General features: G+C 36.2%; 23 protein-coding genes, 1 tRNA gene and 1 other annotated feature. Of the genes, 5 read left to right on the forward strand and 19 right to left on the reverse strand.

Features of this window, described 5'->3' with window-relative positions:
- Window positions 1-529: hypothetical protein (locus A5844_RS14350; protein WP_179190593.1), on the forward strand; the 529-nt coding region annotated here is incomplete at its 5' end.
- Window positions 530-567: 38 nt separating this feature from the next.
- Window positions 568-1,740 carry a site-specific integrase gene (locus A5844_RS12015; protein WP_086285423.1) on the forward strand — a complete coding sequence of 391 codons (1,173 nt, stop codon included), beginning with the start codon at window positions 568-570 and terminating at the stop codon, window positions 1,738-1,740.
- Window positions 1,741-1,829: 89 nt separating this feature from the next.
- Here A5844_RS12015 and rpmA read toward each other — a convergent pair whose 3' ends face one another.
- From rpmA to rplU, 3 genes are read right to left on the reverse strand one after another with little or no spacing between them, the layout of a single operon-like run.
- Window positions 1,830-2,123: a 50S ribosomal protein L27 gene (gene rpmA, locus A5844_RS12020; protein ID WP_086285424.1), complete on the reverse strand. Its 294-nt coding sequence runs from the start codon at window positions 2,121-2,123 to the stop codon at window positions 1,830-1,832.
- A gap of 12 nt (window positions 2,124-2,135) precedes the next feature.
- Window positions 2,136-2,480 carry a ribosomal-processing cysteine protease Prp gene (locus A5844_RS12025; RefSeq protein WP_086285425.1) on the reverse strand — a complete coding sequence of 115 codons (345 nt, stop codon included), beginning with the start codon at window positions 2,478-2,480 and terminating at the stop codon, window positions 2,136-2,138.
- A gap of 27 nt (window positions 2,481-2,507) precedes the next feature.
- Window positions 2,508-2,816: a 50S ribosomal protein L21 gene (gene rplU, locus A5844_RS12030; RefSeq protein WP_086285426.1), complete on the reverse strand. Its 309-nt coding sequence runs from the start codon at window positions 2,814-2,816 to the stop codon at window positions 2,508-2,510.
- 20 nt (window positions 2,817-2,836) lie between these two features.
- Window positions 2,837-2,915, reverse strand: a sequence feature (ribosomal protein L21 leader region).
- A 127-nt stretch (window positions 2,916-3,042) separates the two neighbouring features.
- Between rplU and A5844_RS12035 the strand changes: the two genes are divergently transcribed.
- Window positions 3,043-3,687, forward strand: coding sequence for a uracil-DNA glycosylase (locus tag A5844_RS12035; RefSeq protein WP_086285427.1), 645 nt, complete (start codon window positions 3,043-3,045; stop codon window positions 3,685-3,687).
- A 291-nt stretch (window positions 3,688-3,978) separates the two neighbouring features.
- Here the strand turns inward: A5844_RS12035 and A5844_RS12040 are convergent, their stop codons facing one another.
- The 6 genes from A5844_RS12040 to A5844_RS12065 form a co-directional block, all read right to left on the reverse strand.
- Window positions 3,979-4,338, reverse strand: coding sequence for a MerR family transcriptional regulator (locus tag A5844_RS12040; protein ID WP_086285428.1), 360 nt, complete (start codon window positions 4,336-4,338; stop codon window positions 3,979-3,981).
- 262 nt (window positions 4,339-4,600) lie between these two features.
- On the reverse strand, window positions 4,601-6,232 hold the full coding sequence (locus tag A5844_RS12045) for a SulP family inorganic anion transporter (RefSeq protein ID WP_086285506.1): 1,632 nt from the start codon (window positions 6,230-6,232) through the stop codon (window positions 4,601-4,603).
- Between the two features lie 121 nt (window positions 6,233-6,353).
- Window positions 6,354-6,713, reverse strand: a complete 360-nt coding sequence (locus A5844_RS12050) for a DUF1304 domain-containing protein (protein WP_086285429.1) — start codon at window positions 6,711-6,713, stop codon at window positions 6,354-6,356.
- Window positions 6,714-6,998: 285 nt separating this feature from the next.
- Window positions 6,999-7,072: transfer RNA gene (locus A5844_RS12055), tRNA-Arg, on the reverse strand.
- Window positions 7,073-7,268: 196 nt separating this feature from the next.
- Window positions 7,269-7,952 carry an O-methyltransferase gene (locus A5844_RS12060; RefSeq protein ID WP_086285430.1) on the reverse strand — a complete coding sequence of 228 codons (684 nt, stop codon included), beginning with the start codon at window positions 7,950-7,952 and terminating at the stop codon, window positions 7,269-7,271.
- A 299-nt stretch (window positions 7,953-8,251) separates the two neighbouring features.
- Window positions 8,252-8,746 (reverse strand): signal peptidase I, encoded by a 495-nt coding sequence (locus A5844_RS12065; protein ID WP_244610789.1) that lies wholly within the window; start codon window positions 8,744-8,746, stop codon window positions 8,252-8,254.
- 241 nt (window positions 8,747-8,987) lie between these two features.
- On the opposite strand from A5844_RS12065, the gene A5844_RS12070 reads away from it, so the two are divergent.
- Window positions 8,988-10,820 carry an ATP-binding protein gene (locus tag A5844_RS12070; protein ID WP_086285432.1) on the forward strand — a complete coding sequence of 611 codons (1,833 nt, stop codon included), beginning with the start codon at window positions 8,988-8,990 and terminating at the stop codon, window positions 10,818-10,820.
- A 257-nt stretch (window positions 10,821-11,077) separates the two neighbouring features.
- Here A5844_RS12070 and lplA read toward each other — a convergent pair whose 3' ends face one another.
- The 9 genes from lplA to A5844_RS12115 form a co-directional block, all read right to left on the reverse strand.
- A complete protein-coding gene (gene lplA / locus A5844_RS12075; RefSeq protein WP_086285433.1) occupies window positions 11,078-12,082 on the reverse strand; it encodes a lipoate--protein ligase in 1,005 nt (334 codons plus the stop codon).
- Between the two features lie 10 nt (window positions 12,083-12,092).
- Window positions 12,093-12,833 (reverse strand): MBL fold metallo-hydrolase, encoded by a 741-nt coding sequence (locus tag A5844_RS12080; protein WP_086285434.1) that lies wholly within the window; start codon window positions 12,831-12,833, stop codon window positions 12,093-12,095.
- Between the two features lie 61 nt (window positions 12,834-12,894).
- Window positions 12,895-13,695 (reverse strand): DUF975 family protein, encoded by an 801-nt coding sequence (locus A5844_RS12085; protein WP_086285435.1) that lies wholly within the window; start codon window positions 13,693-13,695, stop codon window positions 12,895-12,897.
- Window positions 13,692-14,777 (reverse strand): M42 family metallopeptidase, encoded by a 1,086-nt coding sequence (locus tag A5844_RS12090; protein ID WP_086285436.1) that lies wholly within the window; start codon window positions 14,775-14,777, stop codon window positions 13,692-13,694. Before A5844_RS12090 ends, A5844_RS12085 begins: the two co-directional genes overlap by 4 nt.
- A gap of 353 nt (window positions 14,778-15,130) precedes the next feature.
- On the reverse strand, window positions 15,131-16,411 hold the full coding sequence (gene dltD / locus A5844_RS12095; protein ID WP_086285437.1) for a D-alanyl-lipoteichoic acid biosynthesis protein DltD: 1,281 nt from the start codon (window positions 16,409-16,411) through the stop codon (window positions 15,131-15,133).
- A 2-nt stretch (window positions 16,412-16,413) separates the two neighbouring features.
- Window positions 16,414-16,647, reverse strand: a complete 234-nt coding sequence (dltC, locus tag A5844_RS12100) for a D-alanine--poly(phosphoribitol) ligase subunit DltC (RefSeq protein WP_086285438.1) — start codon at window positions 16,645-16,647, stop codon at window positions 16,414-16,416.
- 26 nt (window positions 16,648-16,673) lie between these two features.
- Window positions 16,674-17,879 carry a D-alanyl-lipoteichoic acid biosynthesis protein DltB gene (gene dltB / locus A5844_RS12105; RefSeq protein WP_086285439.1) on the reverse strand — a complete coding sequence of 402 codons (1,206 nt, stop codon included), beginning with the start codon at window positions 17,877-17,879 and terminating at the stop codon, window positions 16,674-16,676.
- Window positions 17,876-19,378 (reverse strand): D-alanine--poly(phosphoribitol) ligase subunit DltA, encoded by a 1,503-nt coding sequence (gene dltA / locus A5844_RS12110; protein ID WP_086285440.1) that lies wholly within the window; start codon window positions 19,376-19,378, stop codon window positions 17,876-17,878. The genes dltB and dltA overlap by 4 nt, the downstream gene beginning before the upstream one ends.
- Before the next feature lie 10 nt (window positions 19,379-19,388).
- Window positions 19,389-19,538 (reverse strand): teichoic acid D-Ala incorporation-associated protein DltX, encoded by a 150-nt coding sequence (locus tag A5844_RS12115; protein ID WP_086285441.1) that lies wholly within the window; start codon window positions 19,536-19,538, stop codon window positions 19,389-19,391.
- 373 nt (window positions 19,539-19,911) lie between these two features.
- Between A5844_RS12115 and A5844_RS12120 the strand changes: the two genes are divergently transcribed.
- Complete coding sequence (locus tag A5844_RS12120) at window positions 19,912-21,894, forward strand: RNase A-like domain-containing protein (RefSeq protein WP_179190598.1); 1,983 nt, start codon at window positions 19,912-19,914, stop codon at window positions 21,892-21,894.
- Here A5844_RS12120 and A5844_RS12125 read toward each other — a convergent pair.
- Window positions 21,826-22,446 carry a hypothetical protein gene (locus A5844_RS12125; RefSeq protein WP_086285443.1) on the reverse strand — a complete coding sequence of 207 codons (621 nt, stop codon included), beginning with the start codon at window positions 22,444-22,446 and terminating at the stop codon, window positions 21,826-21,828. The genes A5844_RS12120 and A5844_RS12125 overlap by 69 nt on opposite strands.
- Window positions 22,447-22,728: the final 282 nt, after the last annotated feature.

Below are 22,728 nucleotides of genomic sequence, written 5' to 3' on the forward strand. Positions count from 1 at the left end.
AGGTGTAAGATACCCTACTTTTGAAACATTAGAAAAAATTGCCAAATTATTTAATGCTACACCTATACAATTATTTGGTACCCAAAAAGAAATAGCAGTTTCTGATACTCCTGTTATATTAGATAAAATTGATGAATATAACAGTAAGATACAAGCTATTCTTCAAGTTCCTTCAATTATTGAACAATATGGCGAAGATATTCAAAATATATTTGATCAAATTCAATTTATACAAAATTTTGTATACAATGAATTTAGCCTCAATGAAGATGGTAACTTGTCATACAATGAAAACGGTCAGCCAATAGTGGATCATAAACTTCAAAAAATAAGTCAACTCGCTTCTGAAACCAATACTATCAACAACTTTTTTGAACGCTATATTAAATATGATGATGGTGAACCAATGTTTGACGCAAATGGGACTCCCCAGTATAATAAAAGCTTTTATGAAAGAGTTCCAGCTAAGGAAATTCATAAACTAGCTCAAGAAATCAAATTCATTAAAGAAAACAAGGATATTCTCTAACTTTCTATGCGCCCCACGTAATAGATAAGGAGAAATTTATGGCTACATTTAATCAATATGTAAAAAAAGATGGTACAAAACTTTGGCAATTCCAAGCATATCTTGGCATTAATGCTTTGACAGGAAAACCAATAAAAACTACTAGAAGAAATTTCAAAACAAAGAAAGAGGCTAAGTTAGCACTAGCTCGTTTAAAAATAGAATTTGAAAAAAATCATGGACTAGAAAAAGAAACTCATGATACTTTTATAGACATATACAATTTATGGTACGAGAATTACCGTAAGACTGTTAAAGAGTCAACAAGCATAGCTACTGAACGTTATATAAAAATTCATGTATTGCCACTTTTGGGGAATTACAAAATAAAAAAAATTACTCCAAAAATGGCTCAAGAATCTGTTAATATCTGGGCTGAAAAATTAGAAGTATACAGAGTAGTACTTCAGTATACTTCTAAAATTTTTGATTATGCTATAAATCTAGAATTGATTGAGAAGAATCCTTTTTCTAAAGTAATACGTCCAAAAACCAAAAAAACTAGACGTGAGAAAGAAATTAAGTATTATACTAGTGATCAAGTAAAATTTGTGTTAGATTATCTTGAAAAAAAAGTAACACAAGTAAATAACGCCAACTTTCTTTACAAGTATTTTGCTGAATGGGATTTAACGTTATATCGAACACTTGCATTTACTGGCATACGAGGTGGTGAAGCTTTAGCGTTATTATGGGACGACATTAATTTTAACGAAGGAACTCTTAATATAAACAAGACCCTTTCACAGACTAGAAAGGGATACGCAGCCTTATCCCCGAAAACAAAGAATTCAAACAGAATTATTTCACTTGACCCTAAAACTATTAAAATTTTAAAAAAGTGGCGATTACATCAAAAAAATTACTTATTTAAAAACGGTGTAGATAGTAACATTATTTTTGCCAACTTTGAAGGAAATTATTCAAACAGACAATCGTTATATATGCGATCATGTAGGATAGCAGATTTTACCCATATGCCTAACATAGGTACACATGGTTGGCGACATACTCATGCATCTATGCTTTATGAGGCTGGCATACCTATGAAAGAAGCACAAGTACGCTTAGGACATGCAAGTCTCGAAATGACCAATTCGATTTATACACATTTAAGTGAAAAACAAAAAAATGCTACTGCTGAAAAACTAGCAAAATTTGCTAACTTTTAACAATAGCATTCATTATGGCATTCAGTTTCTATTTTTTTGTAAAAAAAAAGCCTTATCCCTTCAATTAAAGGAATAAGACTAATCGTTTATTAAGCTTCTTGAGCTACTGGGTAAACAGATACTTGTTTTTTGTCGCGGCCTTTACGCTCGAAACGTACAACGCCATCAACTTTTGCAAATAAAGTATCATCGCCACCAATACCTACGTTAACACCTGGATAGATTCTTGTACCGCGTTGACGGTAAAGAATTGATCCACCTGTAACAGTTTGTCCGTCAGCACGTTTTGCACCTAGACGTTTTGATTCTGAGTCACGTCCGTTAGATGTAGAACCGCCACCTTTTTTGTGGGCGAATAATTGTAGATTCATTGTTAACAACATGGTCTGCACCTCCTATTTATCATTCGTTGTTTCAATTTGGATATATTCTGAATTTTCAGCTTCTATGGATTGTAAGCCCAACAGGCAATTCTCCAATAGAATTTCAGCAATGTTGTTTTGTTCTTGTGTCATTCCTGAAGTGATTTCGACATATAGATAGCCGCCATCTTCTTCATTCATGTCAACAATTGGTTCAAAGCCTGCTAATGAGGCAATACCATTGACAGTACTGATCGCTAATGCGGAAACACCTGCACAGACGATATCACTACCATAAGGACCGGCATCAGCATGTCCAGTCAAAGTAAATGAAACGATTTGACCAGCGTCATTTCGCTTAAATGTTCCTTTGATCATTTTTAGGCCTTCTTTCTCAAGCGCTAATTAAGCGTTGATTGCGTCGATAACCACTTTTGTATATGGTTGACGGTGACCTTGTTTGCGGTGTGAGTGTTTTTTAGGTTTGTATTTGAAAGTAACGACTTTCTTTTGTTTGCCGTGTTTTTCAACTGTTCCTTCAACTGTTGCACCAGAAATTGTTGGAGCGCCTACTTTTGTAGATTCGCCACCTACTAAAATCACTTCGTCAAATACAACCTTTTCGCCTGCTTCAACGTCAAGTTTTTCAATGTAGATTGCTTGTCCAACCTCAACTTTTACTTGTTTACCACCTGTTTTGATAATTGCGTACATGCTATAAAGCACCTCCTTATTATAATACTTAGACTCGCCATCCAGAGTGACAGGAGATCCTGTACTTACGTAACTCGTTCTGTGCGGTTGTAGCTGTGGAGACCACAATTACAACATTACTAGAATAACAAATCTCAATCCATTCGTCAACTCCCTTTTGTTTATCTCTTTTATTCGCCATTCTACAGACTTCCTTCTATAATTAAAACGGAGAGGAGAGGATAATATGGAATATCCAATGGAATTGATCAACGAAGCTTCTCAACGCATGAAGGGTTATCAGGTGGAAGGCTTCGTTGCAGGTCAAGGACCATTACATCCAAAATTGATGTTGATCGGTGAAGCACCTGGTAAAACTGAAATTGAAAACCATATTCCATTCAGTGGTCAAGCTGGGAAGGAATTGATGAATGCACTAGCACTTGCTGGCCTTTCTCGAGAAGATGTCTATATTACTAGTGCAGTTAGAAGTCGCCCTTATCGTGTGGTACAGCGCATAAATAAGCGAACAAAACAACAAGAAATCGTTTATCCCAATCGCACCCCTACTAAAGGCGAGGTCTTCGCTCATGCACCCATCCTTGACTACGAACTACAACACGTCCAGCCCACTTGGATTGCGGCATTAGGAAATATCGGTTTGCAACGGTTATTGGGAACTAACTATACTGTCTCCAAAAATCATGGACAGCTTTACAAAGGACCTGTTCTTGAGTTGAATCAGCAGAAAGATGCTTATCAATATTCAGAAAAACACTATCGGGTTCTCCCACTTTTCCATCCTGCTGCTATTTTTTATAATCGTTCCTTAGCGCCTATTATCCAATCAGATTGGCAAATACTAACAGACTTACTGACTAATGAACGTTGATCTATGTTAAAACAAAGAGGTTGGGACAGAAATGGTTAACTCCGCGAAACAAAAAGGTATTCACGAAAATTGCTTTTCAAATTTTTGTGAACTTCAGCTTATTTTCGAAGGGGTTGCTTCTGATCCTGCTATTTATACGTGTTTAGAGCGTGAAACAAGAGTAAATCATACTTTTGTTTCACGCTCTTTCTATACCTCTTTAGTATTTCATTTTTTAGTTCTGTACGTGAATATCATTTACTCATTCACGTACAGGCTGATCATCGGTGTTTTGCTTTAGTCAAAAAAACCTTAGTGATCATTAAGTAATTCGTTATAGTTCTTGATTTTCAATTGGAGTCTTTCTTGGCAGTCTTGCATTTCCTTGATTTTTTTCTCTAGTTGTTTACTTTCTTCAATCAGTAGATCTCTGCGTGCGTGGATCGTGGATTCTCCTTCACTATATAAACGGAGGTATTCAATCAAGGTCTCAATGGATAACCCCGCATTGCGCATACATATCGTAAAATCTACCCACCGCAAATCTTCTTGTGTATAATCCCGTATCCCACCTTTTGTACGATTGACTGGTGGAATCAATCCGATACGTTCGTAATACCGTAGCGTATCGGCAGAAACACCTTTCTCTTTACTTACTTGCTTGATATTCACTCTTATTCATCCCTTCATTATGATATATTGAGGGAAAACATGAAAAGTTATCATTCCATTTAAATTTTTTACCTCTATCGAATCAATGATAACAATCAACGAAAATCCCAACTCCCAAAAAAAAATACTGCACCGTTAGCTATCCAACTAATTATAACCATTAATGAATCTGAATAGTAAAAGAAATGTTTGAACTTCTTTGATAAGTATCTATCAGAAGATATTCAAACATTTCTTTCGTGTATTCTTATTTTATTGATTTCTACTCATTATCCAGTGCATACTCTTCATGCAATGCCGATAATGCATGGGCAACGGTACGATGTTGCTTTGTACCATCACTTTGCCATAAATGTTCTAGATGTTTTTCAACTTCTGGCTGTAAAGAAGTATAAATCACTTTTTGATTTCTAGCTTCTGCCTTTTCTTGAAACTCACCAAATATGCTTTGAGCGGTTAAATCAATACTTGGTACACCCCGCATAGAGAAGATGATCCCCTCTTTATGACTCAGTTGAGTCAGTGATAGTTTCAATTTTTCAGCAGACATAAAAAATAATGGCCCACTGATATATACAACTGTCCAATTCTTCAGTTGCTCTGTTTCTGGTAGATTCATTCGTTGCCAGTTGATTTCTTCTACTGATATCGTAATCGCTGCAGATTTTGCAACAAAGAAAATGCACCCGCCGATGATTCCAATGACTATTGCAATACTCAAATCAAAAATGACCGTACAGCTCATCGTCAATAGAAACAACATGATCGCCGACCAATATTTTTTTTCAAACAATTCTTTGATTGTTGACCACTCATTCATTCGCCAAGCCGTGACAATCAATACCCCTGCTAAAGCTGGCATCGGAATCTTTGACATGATCGGTGCAAAAATAATCATGGATAAAAATAAAACCAACGCATGGATAATACCAGCTAATCTTGTTTGTGCACCAGATTTTATAGCCACACTTGTTCTAGCAATCGCAGCCGTAGCAGGTATTCCTCCAAAGAAAGGTAAAATGATGTTACCAATACCTTGTGCTACTAATTCTTGGTTGCTATCAAGTGGCTGGTTCGCCATTCGTCCAGCCGATGCGCCACACAACAAACTTTCCACCATTCCTAGCAGTGCGATACTAATTGCTGGCATGATGACAGATTGGATAGCTGAAACACTAAAATCACCAAACACCAAGCGATTACTACTGATCAATGTCTGCGGTATCTCCCCCACAGTTGCAATCGGTAAACGGAATAGCAACATCACCAATGTGGTTAAGATGATCGCCGCTAAGGAGCTAGGCATTTTTTGTGCCCATTTTTTTGGATAAATAAACATCCCGATAATCACTAAAAATCCCATAATAGTCGTCGCAGCATCTATAGAGAACCCTAATGTTTGATAACTACTGAGTTTTTCTACCACATTTGCTCCTTTTGAATGGACACCAAACAAATGATCTACTTGGCCTAACGCAATGATTACCGCAATTCCCGATGTAAACCCAGTGATCACTGGCGCAGGAATGAAAGAGGTCAGCGTTCCTAAACGCAAGATGCCAGCTACAAGCAAAAAGGATCCAGCTAAAAATGTCGCAAGCAACACTCCTTGGATCCCTTGTTTAGCGGCAATCGACATTAAAATAGCTGCCATCGCCCCTGTTGGTCCAGAAATCTGGTAAAAACCACCAGATAACCCACCAATGACAAGGCCGGCAATAACGGCTGTGATCAATCCAGCTGCGGCATCTGCTCCACTTGAGACCCCAAAGGCTAACGCCAACGGTAAAGCGACCGCTGCCACTGTAATACCTGCTAACAGATCTTTTTGAAATTTTGAAAGATCATATCCAGTAAACTCTTTTTTTAGTAACAAAATATACTTCTTCAACAAAACTTCTACCCCATTCTCATGAAAATTTTCAAAACGCACGTTATAGAATAGCATATTTTATCAAAAAAAGTAAGTTTATTCACAATCTTTCCCTTCCTTTATTGTTTGTCAGGGTGATACTCTAAATAAATAAGGTAATCAAAGCAATAAAAGCTAATCCCCCTTGTTTGATGATGATCAAACGATCACTTGTTATACTACCATAAGCAGCTACCAGTAAAATATAAACGAGTAGCAGCCCAGTGATCTCTTTGGGAGCCTCAGATAGGTATGCACCATAAAGTAATGCAATCCCCAGTAATCCATTATAAATCCCTTGATTTTTAAATAAAGTCTGTACAGATGGCCGTTGTAATTCTTCTGCTTTCATTTTAAATACACGGCTTGTGGTTTGAGAAGTCGTGGCAAACGTTTCGATATACATGATATAAAAAAATTCAAGTGCGACTAAAGTGACTAAAAACTGTGATACGATCGTCATATGCTTCACTCCTTTATCATTTCTAAGAGATTTTCACATCATGAAAGAATGGCGCATCCAATGGTTGCTTTTGCATGAATACCTTCAAATCTCTCAGTAAGAAAATCTTACATCAATTATACTGGAACTGAAGTTATTTTTCATTTTCTTACAACTATATGGCAAAAAAATATTCTTTAACCACATTTCATATGCACTGATCGATCTTTCCTAAAGACGATTTGACACACATTTGACACAGTAAATAAAAACCTCTGGAAATTAATATTTCCAGAGGTTTTTTTACGTCACAGGAGGGATTCGAACCCCCGACCGTCCGCTTAGAAGGCGGATGCTCTATCCAGCTGAGCTACTATGACAGTTTCAACAGAACAAAGATAATTATAGATAATTCGATCGTTGCTGTCAATACCAAATAGTTATTTAATCAAATAAATCTTTTCAATTCATTTTCACGCGAACAAATCATCCTCAAAAATCAAGCAGTTCAGAGAATCAAAAAACTCTCATTCTCTAAACTGCGTTTTTTTCTATACACGTCAAGATGATACGTCTTTATAATTCCACCATTTCTGTATCTTTCGTAATTAAGATTACACCATCTCCTAGAGGAACTAAGGTGGAAGTTAAATCAGGATGTGCCATTACCACACGTAAAAATTCATTTAGTTTACGATGAATTGCCCGTTTACCTCTAGGTATTTCTTCATCTGATAGTAAAATCGTACCGCCTTGAAAAATATCATCTACCATCAGTATGCCTCCTTTTTTTAGTAAGCGTAAGCATTCAGGTAAAAACTCGATATACTTTGATTTTGCACTATCCATAAAAATGAAATCATAGGGACCAACTAAGGTCGGCAATATTTCTGCAGCTTGTCCTTCCAATAAAGTCACTCGATCAGTCAAACCTAAGCGTTCATAAGTAGCTTTTGCTTTTTTGATCATCACATCAAAACGATCGATCGTTGTTACATGACCATCCTCACCAATCGTTTGTGCCATTAAACTAGAAGAAAAACCAATAGCCGCCCCAATCTCCAATATTTCTTTTGGCTTGATTTGTCCCAATAAGAATTGTAAAAAAACAACTGTTTCATGAGGGATAACTGGTACTTCTGCCAGATGTGCCTCTTCTTCTATTTTTCCTAATTCACCAGCCAGCTGTTTTTGTTGTGTCCGCATAAAATTTAGTAATTCTTCTTTTATTACGGGTCGATGCATCATTTCGTTGCGCATGCTCTCCCTCCTCTTCCACACATTATACGAAGAATCAAGTCATTCGACAAGAAGTTTAGACAGTTTCTCTTCTTGAAGAACGAATAAATAGTCGGCAAAAAACTGATTAAATAGCCTATCAAAAAATACGGAAGAAGTATTTCTTTTAATCTATCCTGATTCTAAGAGACAATCTGTTCCTATCTCCTCAGTAGATAAAAATAAAAAAAGAAACTAATCATTTTATTTAAAATGGAGGATGTATCATTTTTCATTTACTTATACTAAGAAAATTTTTTTCACACTTAGTGACTTTTCCCTCACCGACGATTTGAACGAGATAAAAAATTAAGGGTATTCTCTCTTCTCTTTTTTAATTCGAGAATCGTATGCCATGCCGTGATTCCTGATAAACAAAAAGCCACAGCAAAAAAGATTCTTCTGATCCAGCTAAAGGCATTTTTTGAAAGTAAGATTCCAATATAGGGAAGTTGAAATATGGGCGTACCAATAATATTTCTACTTTTCACAGCTCCCGGTTCTATTTGTTTTTCTGCGTCCCCTTTTGTGTAGAAAGCTTCATGCTGATCCCCCACTGCTACCACACGCCTAGTGACGATTTGTTTCCCAGAATTTTCATAATAAGTGATAACATCACCTACTAAAATTGTTTCAGGTTGCTTTTTTTGCACATAGATCAGGCTTCCCTTCAAATAATGAGGAGACATTGCATAGTCGTCTACAATATGTGTGGTCAATCCAAATACCCGAGGAAGTAGGATGATACATAATATAAAAGCTAAAATAAAAATCAAAACAAGTGAACTAACAAGAGTTATTTTTTTTATAATTAGGCATCGATTTCTCCCCCTTGAAAAAAAATCATTTATTTTATAATATAATAACGTATTATTTTTTACAAATAAAAATTATAATCCAATTAAACTATTGTAAAATAATTTTTTTTCAGGAAATAATTCAAATAAAGGGTGGAAACTGACTAAATATCCATTGTTTTTTTATTTTTATGTCATGATTTTTTAAGGAGTTTTGCTTATGAGATTTTTCAATAACGAAAAAAATAATAGAAATAACTTATTAAAAAGATTAAAATGGGTTATATTGATTACATTTTCGATGTTATTTTTAACAAGTGCAGCTTATTTTTTTTATTATCTTTTTGTACCAGTCAATAGTAAAAAGATCGTGGAAATCAATGATTCATGGATTTATTACTCTGAGGAGGATCCCACTTTTCAATTTGACAGTAAGCATATCCATCATATCCCTGCCATCGGGAAAAATGAACCGTTTGTCATGGAAACTATTCTACATAAAAAGCTGGAAGATGCCCATTTATTGATTAAAGGACATCACCAGTGGCTTACAGTTACACTAAATGATCAAGTTCTCTACAGCAGTGGACACGAAGCAACAAAGAAGGATCCAGGATTATCTTTATTGATCCTTGATTTCCCCAGTAACTATATAGGGAAAAAATTAAAAATCACTGTTTCTTCGCCTTTTCAACATTATTCTGGTTTACCTCCCAAAGTCTATCTTGGTAAAACCAAATCAATGATCAGTTTTATTTTTTCTCAGTCTATTCCCCACCTCGTTACAATGATCATCGCTTTTCTGATTGCCATCTCGTTACTTGGTTGGACAGTTTTTCTTATGTATAAACAAAAAAGACTAGATCATTCTGTGCTTATCTTGAGTTTATTTGCTTTATCACTTGGATTCGAGGCGATTTCCGAAGATATTCTAAGTAGTATTCTCTTTGAACCAATCGTTCATTCCGTACTTGCACATGTTTTTGCCATTTTCACTTCGCTACTCCTCATCTTTTATTACCAGTCGAGGATGACGAACTATAACAAATGGTACGGTTACTTTTGTTTGATCCAAGCGTTTATTTTTGGAAGTATCCTTCTTCATGCATTGATCACAGAAGCTGAATTGTCTGAATTGATGCCAATCGCAAATACTGTCAGTGTCGTTAGTACGCTGATCACCTCAATTGCCAGTATCGGAGAAGCCTATAAAAACAATCATTTTTTTGTTATCTGTACCCCATGGATTGTCTTGATTGCTACTTTCCACTGTATACTCTATCTTCAATCTGCTTTGGGAATCTATCACTCATCCATTAACTGGTCGACTATTTTATTTGGGATTCTTTTACTTGTGATCCTGGCCTATCATTTTATTGAGTATTTGATAAAGGTAGGTGAACACCGTAAAGAGCGACTATTTTTACAGACAAAAACACAATTAATTGAAGCTCATTATAATAAGCTACGCAAACAACTTCAGCACGTTGATACAGCAAAAAATGAGTTTGTTTTACGAATGGAAGAATTCCGCTCACTTACGGAACCAAATCAATATGAAGATTTACAGACCTACATGACTAAGATCATTGAAGAAACGAAGCAACTTAAAACATCCTTACTTCTGTCAGGACATCAACTGACAAATTTGATTTTAGCTCATTATGAAGAAGTAGCCGCCAAAAAGAATATCAAAGTAGAGTTTCAAACAGATATCTCCGAAGAATTCAACGTTCATGACGACGACTTTACTCATCTATTGATCCATATTTTAGAGCATTCTTTCAGAGAAACTCAAGCAATCGAAAATCCTTTACAAAGAGAGATTTATTTATCGATCCGTCAAAAGAATCAACAAATCAACATACATTGTGAACATAGTACCGATTATGATAAAAATATTTTTTCAACCGGGATCATCGAAGAATTGATTGAAAAAGAAGAACATGACTTGAAAACTATCCAAAGCATTGTTGATAAATACACTGGTACACTCATTCAGGAAAAAGATCAATGGATTGATCGCATTAAGATCACTTTTTTTGAGAATTAAGAATCGAAACAACGTAAAAGGATGTTTTTTTTAATAGTATCCAAAATCCCTTCCTACTACAAAGAGCGTGAAACAAAAGTATGATTTACTCTTGTTTCACGCTCTAAATACGTATCAACGTAGGAATCAGAAGCACTCCTTCGATAATAATCTGGAATTCACAAAAATTTGAAAAGCAATTTCGTGAATTATTTCTTATTTCTCGGAGTTAACTCCTTCTATCCCAGCCTCTCTATTGTCGTTTTATTCCAATGGGATCAATACAACAAGCTTAACAAATCTTCTTCTTCGATCGTACCAAAATATTTTTTGATATCGATTGTTTTTACTGCTTCTTTTAAGGTTGCTTTGTCATATTTTTGTCCGATCAGCACTTGTTCGACATCCTTGATATCTCCCAGACCAAAGAAGTCTCCAAAAATCTTCACGTCCTCAATGATTCCATCTGAGACATTCATGTTCACTTCAATTGAACCAATGGAGAATCGTTTTTGTCGTGAGAAATTGAACGCAGGTGATTTGCCATAGTTCCAATCCCAATTACGATAATACTGTTCAGAGATTCGATTGATTTTTTCCCAGTCCTCTTCAGTCAAAGTATACGTTTTTACGTCTTCTACTGAATCTACACCAAAGATTTTCAGTAAGATATCCTCTCTGAATTCTTCTGTCGTCATTTGTTGTTTATCTTGCGGTAGAAATGGTTTGATATTCGTCACACGTGAACGGATAGATTTAATCCCTTTTGACTCGATTTTCTCTTTTTTCACTTTTAATGCATTCACAACTTCATCAATATCTGAATCGAACATGATCGTTCCATGTGCAAACATTCTGCCGTTGGTTGCATACATTGCATTTCCTGAAAACTTCAAGCCGTCAATGACTAAATCGTTACGCCCTTTTAGCTCAGCGCCAGAAACACCTAATTCATGTAAAGCTTGAATGATCGGTTGTGTGACTTTTGCAAAATCACGGAAAGAATCGCCATCATCTGGCATGATAAAACTAAAATTAAGATTACCTAAATCATGGTAGACAGCTCCCCCACCGCTTAATCGACGAACGACATGGATCCCTTTTTCTTCCACATATTCCCGGTTGATCTCTTCGATTGTATTTTGATTTCTTCCAATAATGATTGATGGTTCATTGATGTAAAAAAGCAAAATGGGTTCTTCTAAAGGCATTTCTTGTAATAAAAATTGTTCAATAGCTAGATTAACTCTTGGATCGTGGTTTTCATTGGGTACAAAGATCATCGTTTTCCTCCTAGATTTCAAACACGCGATCAACTGTTGCAAGTTCAACTTCAATATCCGTGCCTGCAGCTGATTGTGCTTCTTTTTTCAGTTGTGCTAAATCTCCAAATTGAGGCAAATGAGTCAACACAAGTTTTTTCACATTTGCAGCTTTTGCTAATTCACCAGATTCTTTCGAAGTAAAATGGGCTTTGTGGCGCTCATTTCCTTCAAAAAGATAGGTATCTGCTAAAAACAGATCTGCATCTTTGGCAAATTCAGCAAAGCTTTCTAGATAGCCAGAATCTCCTGTAAAGACAAATACTTTTCCAGTTGTGGTTTCAACTATCCGCATCGCATAGCAAACAACTGGATGAATCGTTTCCATAAATGTAATGGAAAATGGGCCAATTTTCAATTCATCTGTCTGATCATAAGCATACCCTTGTGAAACATTAGGCATCGTTAAGCTTTCAAAATGAATCGCATCTCTTCCATGACCATAAATAGGTAAAATCGTTTTTGGATCTCGATTAGGATTCAATTGCCAATCATATTGTAAGACACCTAGATCAGCAATATGATCATGATGATAATGACTCAAGATCACTGCATCCAGTGCTAGTGGATCAAGATGTTCTTCCAATTTCACTAATGTCGCACTACCTGCATCAATCAGTAAATTAAACCCTTGGGCTTGTAGTAAATAACTAGTCGTTCCTTGTTTTTTGTAAGGATATGCACCTAAGCAACCTAAAACAGTTAATTTCATGACTGATTCCTCCTCAAAAACTAATCCTACCATACATTTATTTATTTCTAGGATATACTGCTTAATTTAAAGAAAAGTACTCTTTAGGACTCCCTTTTTCAATGCGAGCCTGCTCATAAAAACCGGCAATCGTTACATTTACATAAGCAATAACCCAAAGCAACCCAAAGAACAAGGCAAGAATTCCTAAGATATACCAACCGATAAATGAAAGTTGCAAGACAATATAAGTACCTATACGATCTTTTAATAAGAACCAAGCATAACGTAGACTTTGCATGACAGTCAGTGATGGGTAGTCAAATTTTGTCCAAGCAGCAAACTGAAAAAGCCCAGCTACCACTGTCGTCACGAACATCGAAACAATCATCATCAAAAAGGTAAGTAAGATAAAGCCAATATCGGCCACACTACTCACACCCATCACTTGTGGGATCACATTCGGATTAAAGAGCAATTGTGTATAGGTATTGATTCCACCTATCATGATTCCAGGTAAAAGCACCAGCGCATTGACCGCCCAATTGACGATTGTATTCAAAAGATGAATGATCAAAACCGGTCCAAAATATTCCTTTTGGAAAATCGTAAACAATAGATTTGTTTTCGCTCTGCCACCTCGGACGATCACTAAGGCGATATAATACAATGCATAAGTGAAAGCAAATAGTAAAAAGTTTTCTAAGATAAAATTAAAGATCGTTGTTTGCGTGCTATTATTTTGAAAAGCACCGTCAAAAAATTGTTGGATGATCGCACTAACGAACAACGAAAGAAAAATCACCCATGCATTAATCCCCCATTGTCCTTCCAGAGAAACACGTGCTTTCTTGCGATAATCAGAAATCGTTACCTTTGTCATTCGTCATAACTCCTAATCTCTTCAACCTTTTCACTATCAAGACGTTTTACCACTTCTGTCACGAGTTTCACTGTATTCAAGTAATCATCTTCATGAATGATCGAAGTGTGAGAATGTAAGTAACGAACAGGTACTGTGATAGCAACTGAAGGAACACCATTTCTTGTCAAATGCATTTGTCCAGCGTCCGTTCCGCCACCTGTGATCACCGTGTATTGGAAAGGAATCTCTAACTCTTCTGCCACTTGAATCACAAAATTCAATAATTTTTTATGAGGGATCATAGAAGCATCAAAGATCAAAATTTGTGGACCCTTACCTAAAACTGAATCTGCTTCTTTTGGTGTCATCCCAGGAGTATCCCCAGCCGTACCAGTATCTAAGGCAAAAGCAATATCCGGATCCACTAAATGCGTACTTGTACGAGCTCCGCGTAGTCCAACTTCTTCTTGCACATCACTACCAGCAAAAAGTACATTAGGATGTCCTTCCTTCGCTAAATTTTCTAATACGCGCAAAGAAACAGCCGTTCCAATTCGATTGTCCCAAGCTTTGGCAAGCAAAAATTTTCCACCATTCATGCGACGATATTCGATATATGGAGTGACCATATCTCCTGGACGAATGCCCCATTCCATTGCTTCGTCTTTGTTGCTTGCTCCAATATCAATAAACATATCTTTAATATCGTAAGGTTTATTTCTAACTTCTGCAGTTAATACATGTGGAGGTTTAGAACCAATTACACCATGGATGATTTTTCCATCTTGGGTCTTGATTTCTACTTGCTGAGCGAGCATCACTTGTCCCCACCAGCCGCCAAGTGTTTGAAATTCAAGAAAACCTTTATCGGTGATTTTCGTCACCATAAAACCAACTTCATCCATATGTCCTGAAATAAACACTTTTGGCCCGCTGCCTGAGTCGTGCTTTGCGATGATACTACCTAATCCATCATAAAAAATATCATCGGTGAATTGTTGGGCATATTTTTTATAGACTTTTCTTACTTCCGCTTCATTTCCTGGCACACCTCTGGCACTAGTTAAATCGATCAATAATTGCTCTTCGTTTTTATTCAAATTACTTTCCCTCTTTTCTATTTATCTTATTAAAATTATATCATTGATTACTAAGATTGTTCACTTTGTTTCTATCAAAGTCAAAAAAAGATAATAGAAAATTGCCTGTCTTTTCTATTATCTAAAACCTTTTCAACTTCACATCAAAAAAAGGAGAAGTCAACTAGCTCATCAGATAAATAATAGGCTGACTGTCCCTCATTTTGACAGGATAAAATCAATAATGCTAAGATGCATTTCTAAAAACGATGATTCATTTAGCTCTTTCACTTTAAAATCAAAATTTGAAAAACAGGAGAAGCTTTTTTCGAGTCTCTCCTGTTTTTCTGCAAAGTTTATTTCTATTAATGTGTTTAATCACTTATTCGTTTTGTTTCTTTCAATTTTTCTGGTGATTGTTGTTGCCATTCTTTGCTAAAAAAAGCATCATCTAAATGATAATGGCTAGAAGTATACGTATCTTCTAAAAAAGGTCGGATATACTGATCAGCTTCCAGCCAACCACGCCATCCTAAATGGATCGTATCTTCCATAAAATATGGAACATTCGCTTTTTCTGTGAAATCTGCAATGTGTTCAAACCCTTGTTGCTGTAATTGAAACTTGATTTTCTTAGAAAAATCCTGCAGCATTTCTTGTGACAAACCAGTATAGTTACTCCATTTTTCATTGACTGGCGGAATAATGAACAAAGCTTCCATATGGGCATTAGCCAGTTGCTGAAGAACAAGTTGGAAATCGGAGAATTCAGGTGAAAAACGATAATCCCACCCTTTTTGAGTCCCTTTCATTTTTGTCAGACAATGTTTGATACGCTTGTTATAAAAATCATCCTTCAAGCCAAAGGGATTGTTTTTTGTTTCCTTTGCACCGATCTCATCAGCAAGTGTAGCCAATGGTATTTGTTGATATTTTGGAGGTAAAGCTTCCATTGCTTGCGAAATCTGTTTTTGTTTATCTCTCAGACCAATACCACTAAAAAGTTCATCTTCTCGCTTCAAAATATTCCATTGATCGTTTAATTGTGTTCGTTCCTTTTCGGTTGGCATGATTCCTGCCTTTATTTTCTTCAGTACGATTGTAAGATGTTGATCTGCAGTCACTTTTGAAAAACTCAAGAGGCGTCTTGCCAAATATCGATCTGCCGGTGTGATTTTTTTTAAAGAAAAAATCCAGTCCAGTGTTTGTAACTCCGAGTAATAGGTATTGAAATAATCTTCTTTTACACCGTTTTTAACAAACCATTGAGGTGAGATCAAAAAGATGATTTTTTTGTTTTTTAATTCCTGATTGGCTGAACGCATCATCAAAAACTGACTCAACGATTGCGTACCAGGAGCGCCTAATAAAAATGGTTGATAATCTCGTTGATATTTTTTGGCTAAAACAGAAGGATGGAACGGACTGATCCGACTGAGTTCACTCGACCCAAAAAAAGGAACATAATTTTTGTCAGCTAATGCCTCGTTTTTGATCGTATCCCCCTTCAAGACATTTTCTGCCATTGACGTAGAGGCTTTCTGGATGATGACAGGATCAGACACATTTACTCGGTAAGAAGAAGTAAAAATCAGCGCAATGAGCAGAAAAGCACACACCACTGGCCCAAAAATCGCCAAAAGTTGCTTTTTCATTTTCATCCCTTCAATTCATTTACTTGTTCAATGATTTTATTAGGCGTTCCCCATAATTCACGGTCAAACTCTGAAACAGGAACTTGAACGTCCAGTTGACCATCCAGTTCGACCAACAATTGAACAGACGCAAGCGAGTCTAGTAAACCTTCACCAAATAAATCGAGATCCTTATTTATTCTTACTTCATCTGTACCTGTAATTTCTTCTAAAATCGTTAAAATTTGTTCTTCCATGTTCTTTCTCCCCTTAATAAACGAATTTATTTAAAAAATAATTGATCTAAAAATCCTGAAAAAATCAGGAGACTAAAGCAAACCGCTTGAAATGTCAAAAAGACAGCAAACGCATGTGTCAGACGATTCGAAGGGATTTTCCCTTTCCGCTTTTTCTTGAAACGTAGCCAAGCATCCGTCAAACAAATCAGTGTAGCATGATACAGTCCGTATGCGACATAATACCAAGTCAGACCATGCCAGATCCCCATCAAAAGAAATAAAGCAAAATACCCGATATTAGAGGTTACGATTTTACTTTTGAACCACTTTTTTTTCATTAAGAAAAACATCAAACGCATATAGACATAATCTCTGAACCAAAATGATAAAGTCATATGCCATCGATTCCAAAATTCTTTGATATTCCAAGATAGAAATGGTTTATTAAAGTTCATAGGTGTCTCATACCCCATGAAGTAGCTCGTACCAACCGCAAATAAACTATATCCAGCAAAATCAAAAAACAAATATAGACTATAAACATACATATACCCGACCAATGCCCACGAGATGCCTCCATGATGTAGAGCCATTCTTGAAACGATCGGTAATAAGACCTGACCTAAATAATACCCAATAATAAATTTATAAAGAAAACCCAAAAATAGATTTTGGACCCCTTTTTTTAACAGAACAAGATATTGCTCTTGTTTAGGTGGTTGCGTCAAGTCTTTTTCAAACCGACGATATCTGTCAATCGGTCCTGAAGAAATCGTTGGAAAAAATAATAAAAACTGGATATAACGATACGGGTGATAAGACTTGATCAAACCATCTCGTATTTCCATAATTAGTTGGACCGATTTGAAGGTCAAATATGAAATCCCTAAAAAATAAATCAATATCGTCTTTCCTGCTTCAAAAAAAGGCAGGACTTTCGTCAAGATCAGCGGTAGGATAGCCAAAAAGATAGCTAAGCAAAACCATGAAGTTTGATTTCTTTTAGTTCGATAAGAAAAGTATCCCCAAACAAGCAAAGTTTGCCAGATGATATAGCCAAGCAATGCGATTCCTTGTTGCCAATATTCCCCACCAAAACTGATAAACAAAAAGACACAAGTAATGATGACTTGATAACTGTCAAAACGTTTTTCAAAAAACAACAAGGATAGCATCATGGGAAACAAAGCCACAATCAATAATAAAAAGTAAAACGGATTCGCATAAGGGATCATGTGTGGAACGATCATGTTTCGTTCACCTCAGCGGTCAATGCCTTACGATCAAGCTTGCCATTTACTGTTTGTGGCAAATGATCAACGTAAACAAATTTTTTAGGGATCATATAATCCATTACAAACTGAGCCATCTGTTTCTTTAAAGAACGAGTCAAAGCAAATCCTTGCTCTTTTGTGTTCGTTTCTAAAACAATGAATGCCACTAATTGTTGGACTTTTGTTCCATTGTACTTTGGTACGACGACAGCTTGCTTCACTCGTTCATCTTTTAATAAACCATGTTCGATATCTCCTAATTCAATCCGGTAGCCTTGTAGTTTTATCTGTTGATCCATTCGACCTTCGATAAACAGCAGCCGATTTTCTGCAAACCTTCCAACATCTCCTGTTCGATAACTTCTTTGATCATCCTTTTTGAAAAAAGCTTCATTTGTTTTTTTAGGGTTGTTCAAATACCCTTGTGACACACTTGGACCACAAATAATAATCTCGCCACTTTCCTGTTCTTCATCTTTGGCGATCCAGACATTCGTATCCTCTTTAACATAACCAATAGGTAACCGTTCGTATTGAGCAAGGATCTCAGGAGTGATCATCAGACTAGAGACCGCTACAGTGGCTTCTGTTGGTCCATAGGTGTTATAGATTTTTGCTGAAGGAAATCTTTTCAATAACTCTTGTGCTGTCTTTTTCGTCAACTCTTCTCCACAAAAGATAAACATGGAAAGTTCAGGAATTAGATGTTCGTCAAAACTAGGTTCCATCAAACAAATATCTATAAAAGAAGGAGTAGAAATCCATACATCGAGTTGAAAGTGATCCAGTCTTGCGATCAACTGCCGAAAATCTTGAACCACAGATTTTTTCAAAGGTTTCAGCATCCCGCCATAAACCAGTGCAGGGTATATAGAGAAAACCGATAAATCAAAAGAGAATGGAGCCTGTGCTAAAAAACGCATATCCTCTTCGAATTGAAATTCTGTTTTGGTCCATTGAACAAAACTAACTAAATTATCATGACTGATTTGGACACCCTTAGGCTCGCCAGTAGTTCCTGAAGTAAAGATAATATAAAATGTCTCCTCTTTTTTTACAGGATTAAGAGGAACATAGCCAACCATCGAAGTCGTAATGGAACGAAGACAGTCCTTTGACATGACAGGGATGTCTGTTTCTAGCGACCACTGACCAATACTAATGACCATGGCAGGCTGTGCCACTTTTATAATCGTTTCAATTCTTTCAATTGGCGTATGTTCTTCAATAGGTAAATAGGCATGTCCTGACTTTGTAGCACCTAAAAAAGCCACGATCATTTCAAATTCCAAATTGCCAAAGACAACGATCGGACCTTGATTGGTTAACCGTTTATCTAAATAAGAAGCCAGTGCATCAGAAAACTGTTTTAATTGCTTAAACGTATACTGCTCAGTAGGTGTTTGATAAGCAATTCTTTCAGGTTCTATCATGCCCCAATGATCAATGGATGCGACAATTCCTTTTTTATTCATTTTCTACCTCCTAAAATTCGTTATAAATAAATGTTCCACCTTGAATATTTTTGTAATGATATAAATAAATAAGCATGAAAAGTATTGCACTATAAACGAGCGTTCGAATGACAAACCCTACCCAATAGCGAATTTTTGGTCGATCCCACCATTTTTCCATCACAACTTCCTCCTACTAGATCTTCAAGAAAATTTTACTCATTTATTGAGAAAAAAAACAGTTCTTCCCCTAACAGAATACGTTTCCTAGCTAACAGTTTTGTCACTTCAATAAACGAATCGCCTGTTTTACTCCAAAATAAAAGAACAGAAAAATCAAAGGCCCTTCGCTCCTCTTGCTTTTCCTGTTCTTTTTAGTATGTATATACCCTGTCTCTTATACACATCTAGATGTGTATAAGAGACAGACATAATATTGAATAAATTTGTTATTTTTAAGAAAATATTGTTAAGGAGATTTTTGAAAAATAAAGGTGGAAAAATAATTAGAAACTGTTGGTTGTCACTCTTGTTTTTATTAAAAAGGAGTCATTATGAAAAAAATCTATCATTTATTGCTAGTTGTCCTGTTACTCGCGCCGATCATCAGCATGCCATTGGATATACATGCCCAAGAAACTGCCACTACTGTACCCGTAACTTCAGAGTTACCACCTATCGAGACACCTTCCCATCTATCAGATACCACACAATCATCGCCAAAAAATGGTGCTCTTGCTTTAAATGTATTCAATGGTATGAGTATGTCCGCTTTTGCTTCTGGACTTGCTAGCGGTGGCACATTAAGTAGCGGACTATTGTCTACTGCCGCTTCAACTGTCTTAGCACCTGCCTTACTAGGTATCGGCCTTGGTTATAGTTTCTATCAATTAGGGGCTTCCCTCGGAGTAGCAACCGCAGATTTAGTTAAGACCAATCAAAGTTTCTATGAATCTGCCTCCACTGATTCCAAGGCGCAAGAAGAACTAACTAAGTTTGCTCTGTCAGGCATTGATTCGACCACGAATACGTATGATTTTTCAAGTGCTTTGCAAACCCGCTATTCTCAAGATGTAACCAGCCATGCATTGATGAGGGAGTATTTGACTGGAACGGATGATCATGGTGTTTTCGATTTTACCACCAACAATGATTCGACTATTTATCGCAAATATATCAACTATACTCATCTATATTCAGATAAAGACAAAGTGGGAGTCATTGGACGTGACTCTTCCTTCGCCAATTTGGAATACGCTTCAAATCAATTTTTTATTTTAGAAAGTATCCGTATTCTTGAAACAGAAAGAGGTACCGACATTCCTTTATTGACTATCTCAGGAGCTGCTTATCTGGAGAATGGGAATCCACAGTCATTTCTTTATCAAAAAGAATTAGATGTTTCAATGACTACTTTGGTTGAACAACTTTCTACACCAGAAAAGCTACTTGATTATGTTCAAAACACAACAACTTTTACATTAGGTTCGATTGATATCCCTTCAAAAGAAGAAGCCATTAAAACGGTTCGACAAATGGCTAAAGAATACCTCACTCGTACTACTCAGATCAGTGATAGTCTTGCTGAAGTATTAGCACCTGAAAATAATCAGTTGAAGTTTGATCCTTCTGGCATGTTAGCAAGTTTATACGGTAACGCTGTCGTACTAGATAAAACCGGAAAATTTATTTACGCTCACAACGAAGAAGCAGTCCCTACACATCTACTAGGTGCCATCGAATTTTCTTATAGCGAAGAGGCCATACCAAATGATGATTCCCTTACGATTGATGGAAAAAGAGGGGTGTTAGATGAGGAAACAGGAGATATCGTAGAAGATGGAACAAAAGAAACCTTGATCAAAGGCGCCATGGGTACAGCTTGGAATGCCTTGAGTTTAAAGAGACTCCTAGCAAAAATCAAAGAACTTACAGGAATCACTGAAGAAGAGCTAAAAGAAATAGAATGGTATACCCCCATCGACTTGTACTACGATGAACACCACGCAGAAGGTGGAAGAGGCCATACCATCGCTCGTCATATTGGGAAGACAGAGGCAGAGATAAAAGAGCGTTTAAACAATACTTCTTTATTGAAACATTCTAGTACCTTTGATGATCCTGTCCATGCTTTGATCTTTATCAACGCTGCGATTTTCACCGCCAATCAAACCTATTTAGATGGTCCAATCAAATTATCCCTAGGTGACTGTCATTTAAAAACGAATAATAATCGAGTGACTTATAAATCTCTTGGCTCTCTTACTCAAGGCCTTTCTATTGGTTGGGGATTTTACAAGATCAAGAAAGATAATTTTTTACGTTATGATACAATCTATTATACTACTGTGATTATACAACGAACAAAATCTGTTATTCGAAAAAAAAGAAAATACTATATTCTCACCGCCTATCCTGATTTAAAACGAATGATGGAAATGACCCCGCAATCAGCGGGTTCTTATACTTTATTGAGCAATCGAGCAAATATTAATCACTGTAAGTCGCTGGCTTTTGGTATCGTAAACACTCCATAAATACGCACCCAAAGTCCATCGTGCTTCATTATAGTAATTCGTAAATTCCGTGTTCCAAGAGTAAATGATCAAGTTTTCTTTCTCTGGAAAAAATTGTTCATTCAACGCCTCAAAATCAGCTTTCTTCAATTTTGTCACTTGAAACTCATCAAAAAAAGCTTGTTTATACACCCCTTGATCTTGGAACATCGTTTGCGGATCAACTGGTGTAGCTTCCATCATCGCTTGATTTACATGAATTGGAAAAAACTCCCATCCTATAGAATCTGGATCAATGTCCGTATAGATGATCGGATCGGCGTTAATCGAAGTAAATTGTTCTTCATACTTTTCATCTGTTGTATGATTCCCTGTTTTTTTATAACACTCCGATGCCCAACGATTGCATTTCATTATACGATTAAAATAATCCAACTGCATTAGTATCGCTTTGCGGTGACTATCCATCCCTTGGTACTCACTTTCTTTAAAAAAAACATAAATGACATAATAGGGTACAAGTTCCTCTCCTCCACGCAACAATGCTAAACTTTCTTTTTCTAATAATTCCATGTCCTTCCTCCTTACTCTTCAATTGGGAATACTATCATCTTTAAAATACACACCAATCGATTTAAATTATGTACATAAAATTTCGTCTTGTACTACATCGAATAGACAAATGAGCTTTTACAGATTATATATTCTTATAATTTATTGTTTATTGGAAAACCGAACAAATCTCAATCACTGTAAATCGCTGGCTTTTGGTATCATAAACACTCCATAAATACGCTCCCCAAGATTCTCGAGCTTCATTATAAAAATTAGTAAACCTAGTATCCCAAAAATAAA

The organism is Candidatus Enterococcus wittei (genome assembly GCF_002140175.1).
Taxonomy (GTDB): Bacteria; Bacillota; Bacilli; order Lactobacillales; family Enterococcaceae; genus Enterococcus_B; species Enterococcus_B wittei.

Bases quoted from the DNA above. Each gene is read 5' to 3' on its own strand.
- A5844_RS12015 (WP_086285423.1), top strand. From the start codon at position 568: ATGGCTACATTTAATCAATATGTAAAAAAAGATGGTACAAAACTTTGG.
- rpmA (WP_086285424.1), bottom strand. From the start codon at position 2,123: ATGTTGTTAACAATGAATCTACAATTATTCGCCCACAAAAAAGGTGGC.
- A5844_RS12025 (WP_086285425.1), bottom strand. From the start codon at position 2,480: ATGATCAAAGGAACATTTAAGCGAAATGACGCTGGTCAAATCGTTTCA.
- rplU (WP_086285426.1), bottom strand. From the start codon at position 2,816: ATGTACGCAATTATCAAAACAGGTGGTAAACAAGTAAAAGTTGAGGTT.
- A5844_RS12035 (WP_086285427.1), top strand. From the start codon at position 3,043: ATGGAATATCCAATGGAATTGATCAACGAAGCTTCTCAACGCATGAAG.
- A5844_RS12050 (WP_086285429.1), bottom strand. From the start codon at position 6,713: ATGACGATCGTATCACAGTTTTTAGTCACTTTAGTCGCACTTGAATTT.
- A5844_RS12060 (WP_086285430.1), bottom strand. From the start codon at position 7,952: ATGCGCAACGAAATGATGCATCGACCCGTAATAAAAGAAGAATTACTA.
- A5844_RS12070 (WP_086285432.1), top strand. From the start codon at position 8,988: ATGAGATTTTTCAATAACGAAAAAAATAATAGAAATAACTTATTAAAA.
- lplA (WP_086285433.1), bottom strand. From the start codon at position 12,082: ATGATCTTTGTACCCAATGAAAACCACGATCCAAGAGTTAATCTAGCT.
- A5844_RS12080 (WP_086285434.1), bottom strand. From the start codon at position 12,833: ATGAAATTAACTGTTTTAGGTTGCTTAGGTGCATATCCTTACAAAAAA.
- A5844_RS12085 (WP_086285435.1), bottom strand. From the start codon at position 13,695: ATGACAAAGGTAACGATTTCTGATTATCGCAAGAAAGCACGTGTTTCT.
- dltD (WP_086285437.1), bottom strand. From the start codon at position 16,411: ATGAAAAAGCAACTTTTGGCGATTTTTGGGCCAGTGGTGTGTGCTTTT.
- dltC (WP_086285438.1), bottom strand. From the start codon at position 16,647: ATGGAAGAACAAATTTTAACGATTTTAGAAGAAATTACAGGTACAGAT.
- dltB (WP_086285439.1), bottom strand. From the start codon at position 17,879: ATGATCGTTCCACACATGATCCCTTATGCGAATCCGTTTTACTTTTTA.
- dltA (WP_086285440.1), bottom strand. From the start codon at position 19,378: ATGAATAAAAAAGGAATTGTCGCATCCATTGATCATTGGGGCATGATA.
- A5844_RS12115 (WP_086285441.1), bottom strand. From the start codon at position 19,538: ATGGAAAAATGGTGGGATCGACCAAAAATTCGCTATTGGGTAGGGTTT.
- A5844_RS12120 (WP_179190598.1), top strand. From the start codon at position 19,912: ATGAAAAAAATCTATCATTTATTGCTAGTTGTCCTGTTACTCGCGCCG.
- A5844_RS12125 (WP_086285443.1), bottom strand. From the start codon at position 22,446: ATGGAATTATTAGAAAAAGAAAGTTTAGCATTGTTGCGTGGAGGAGAG.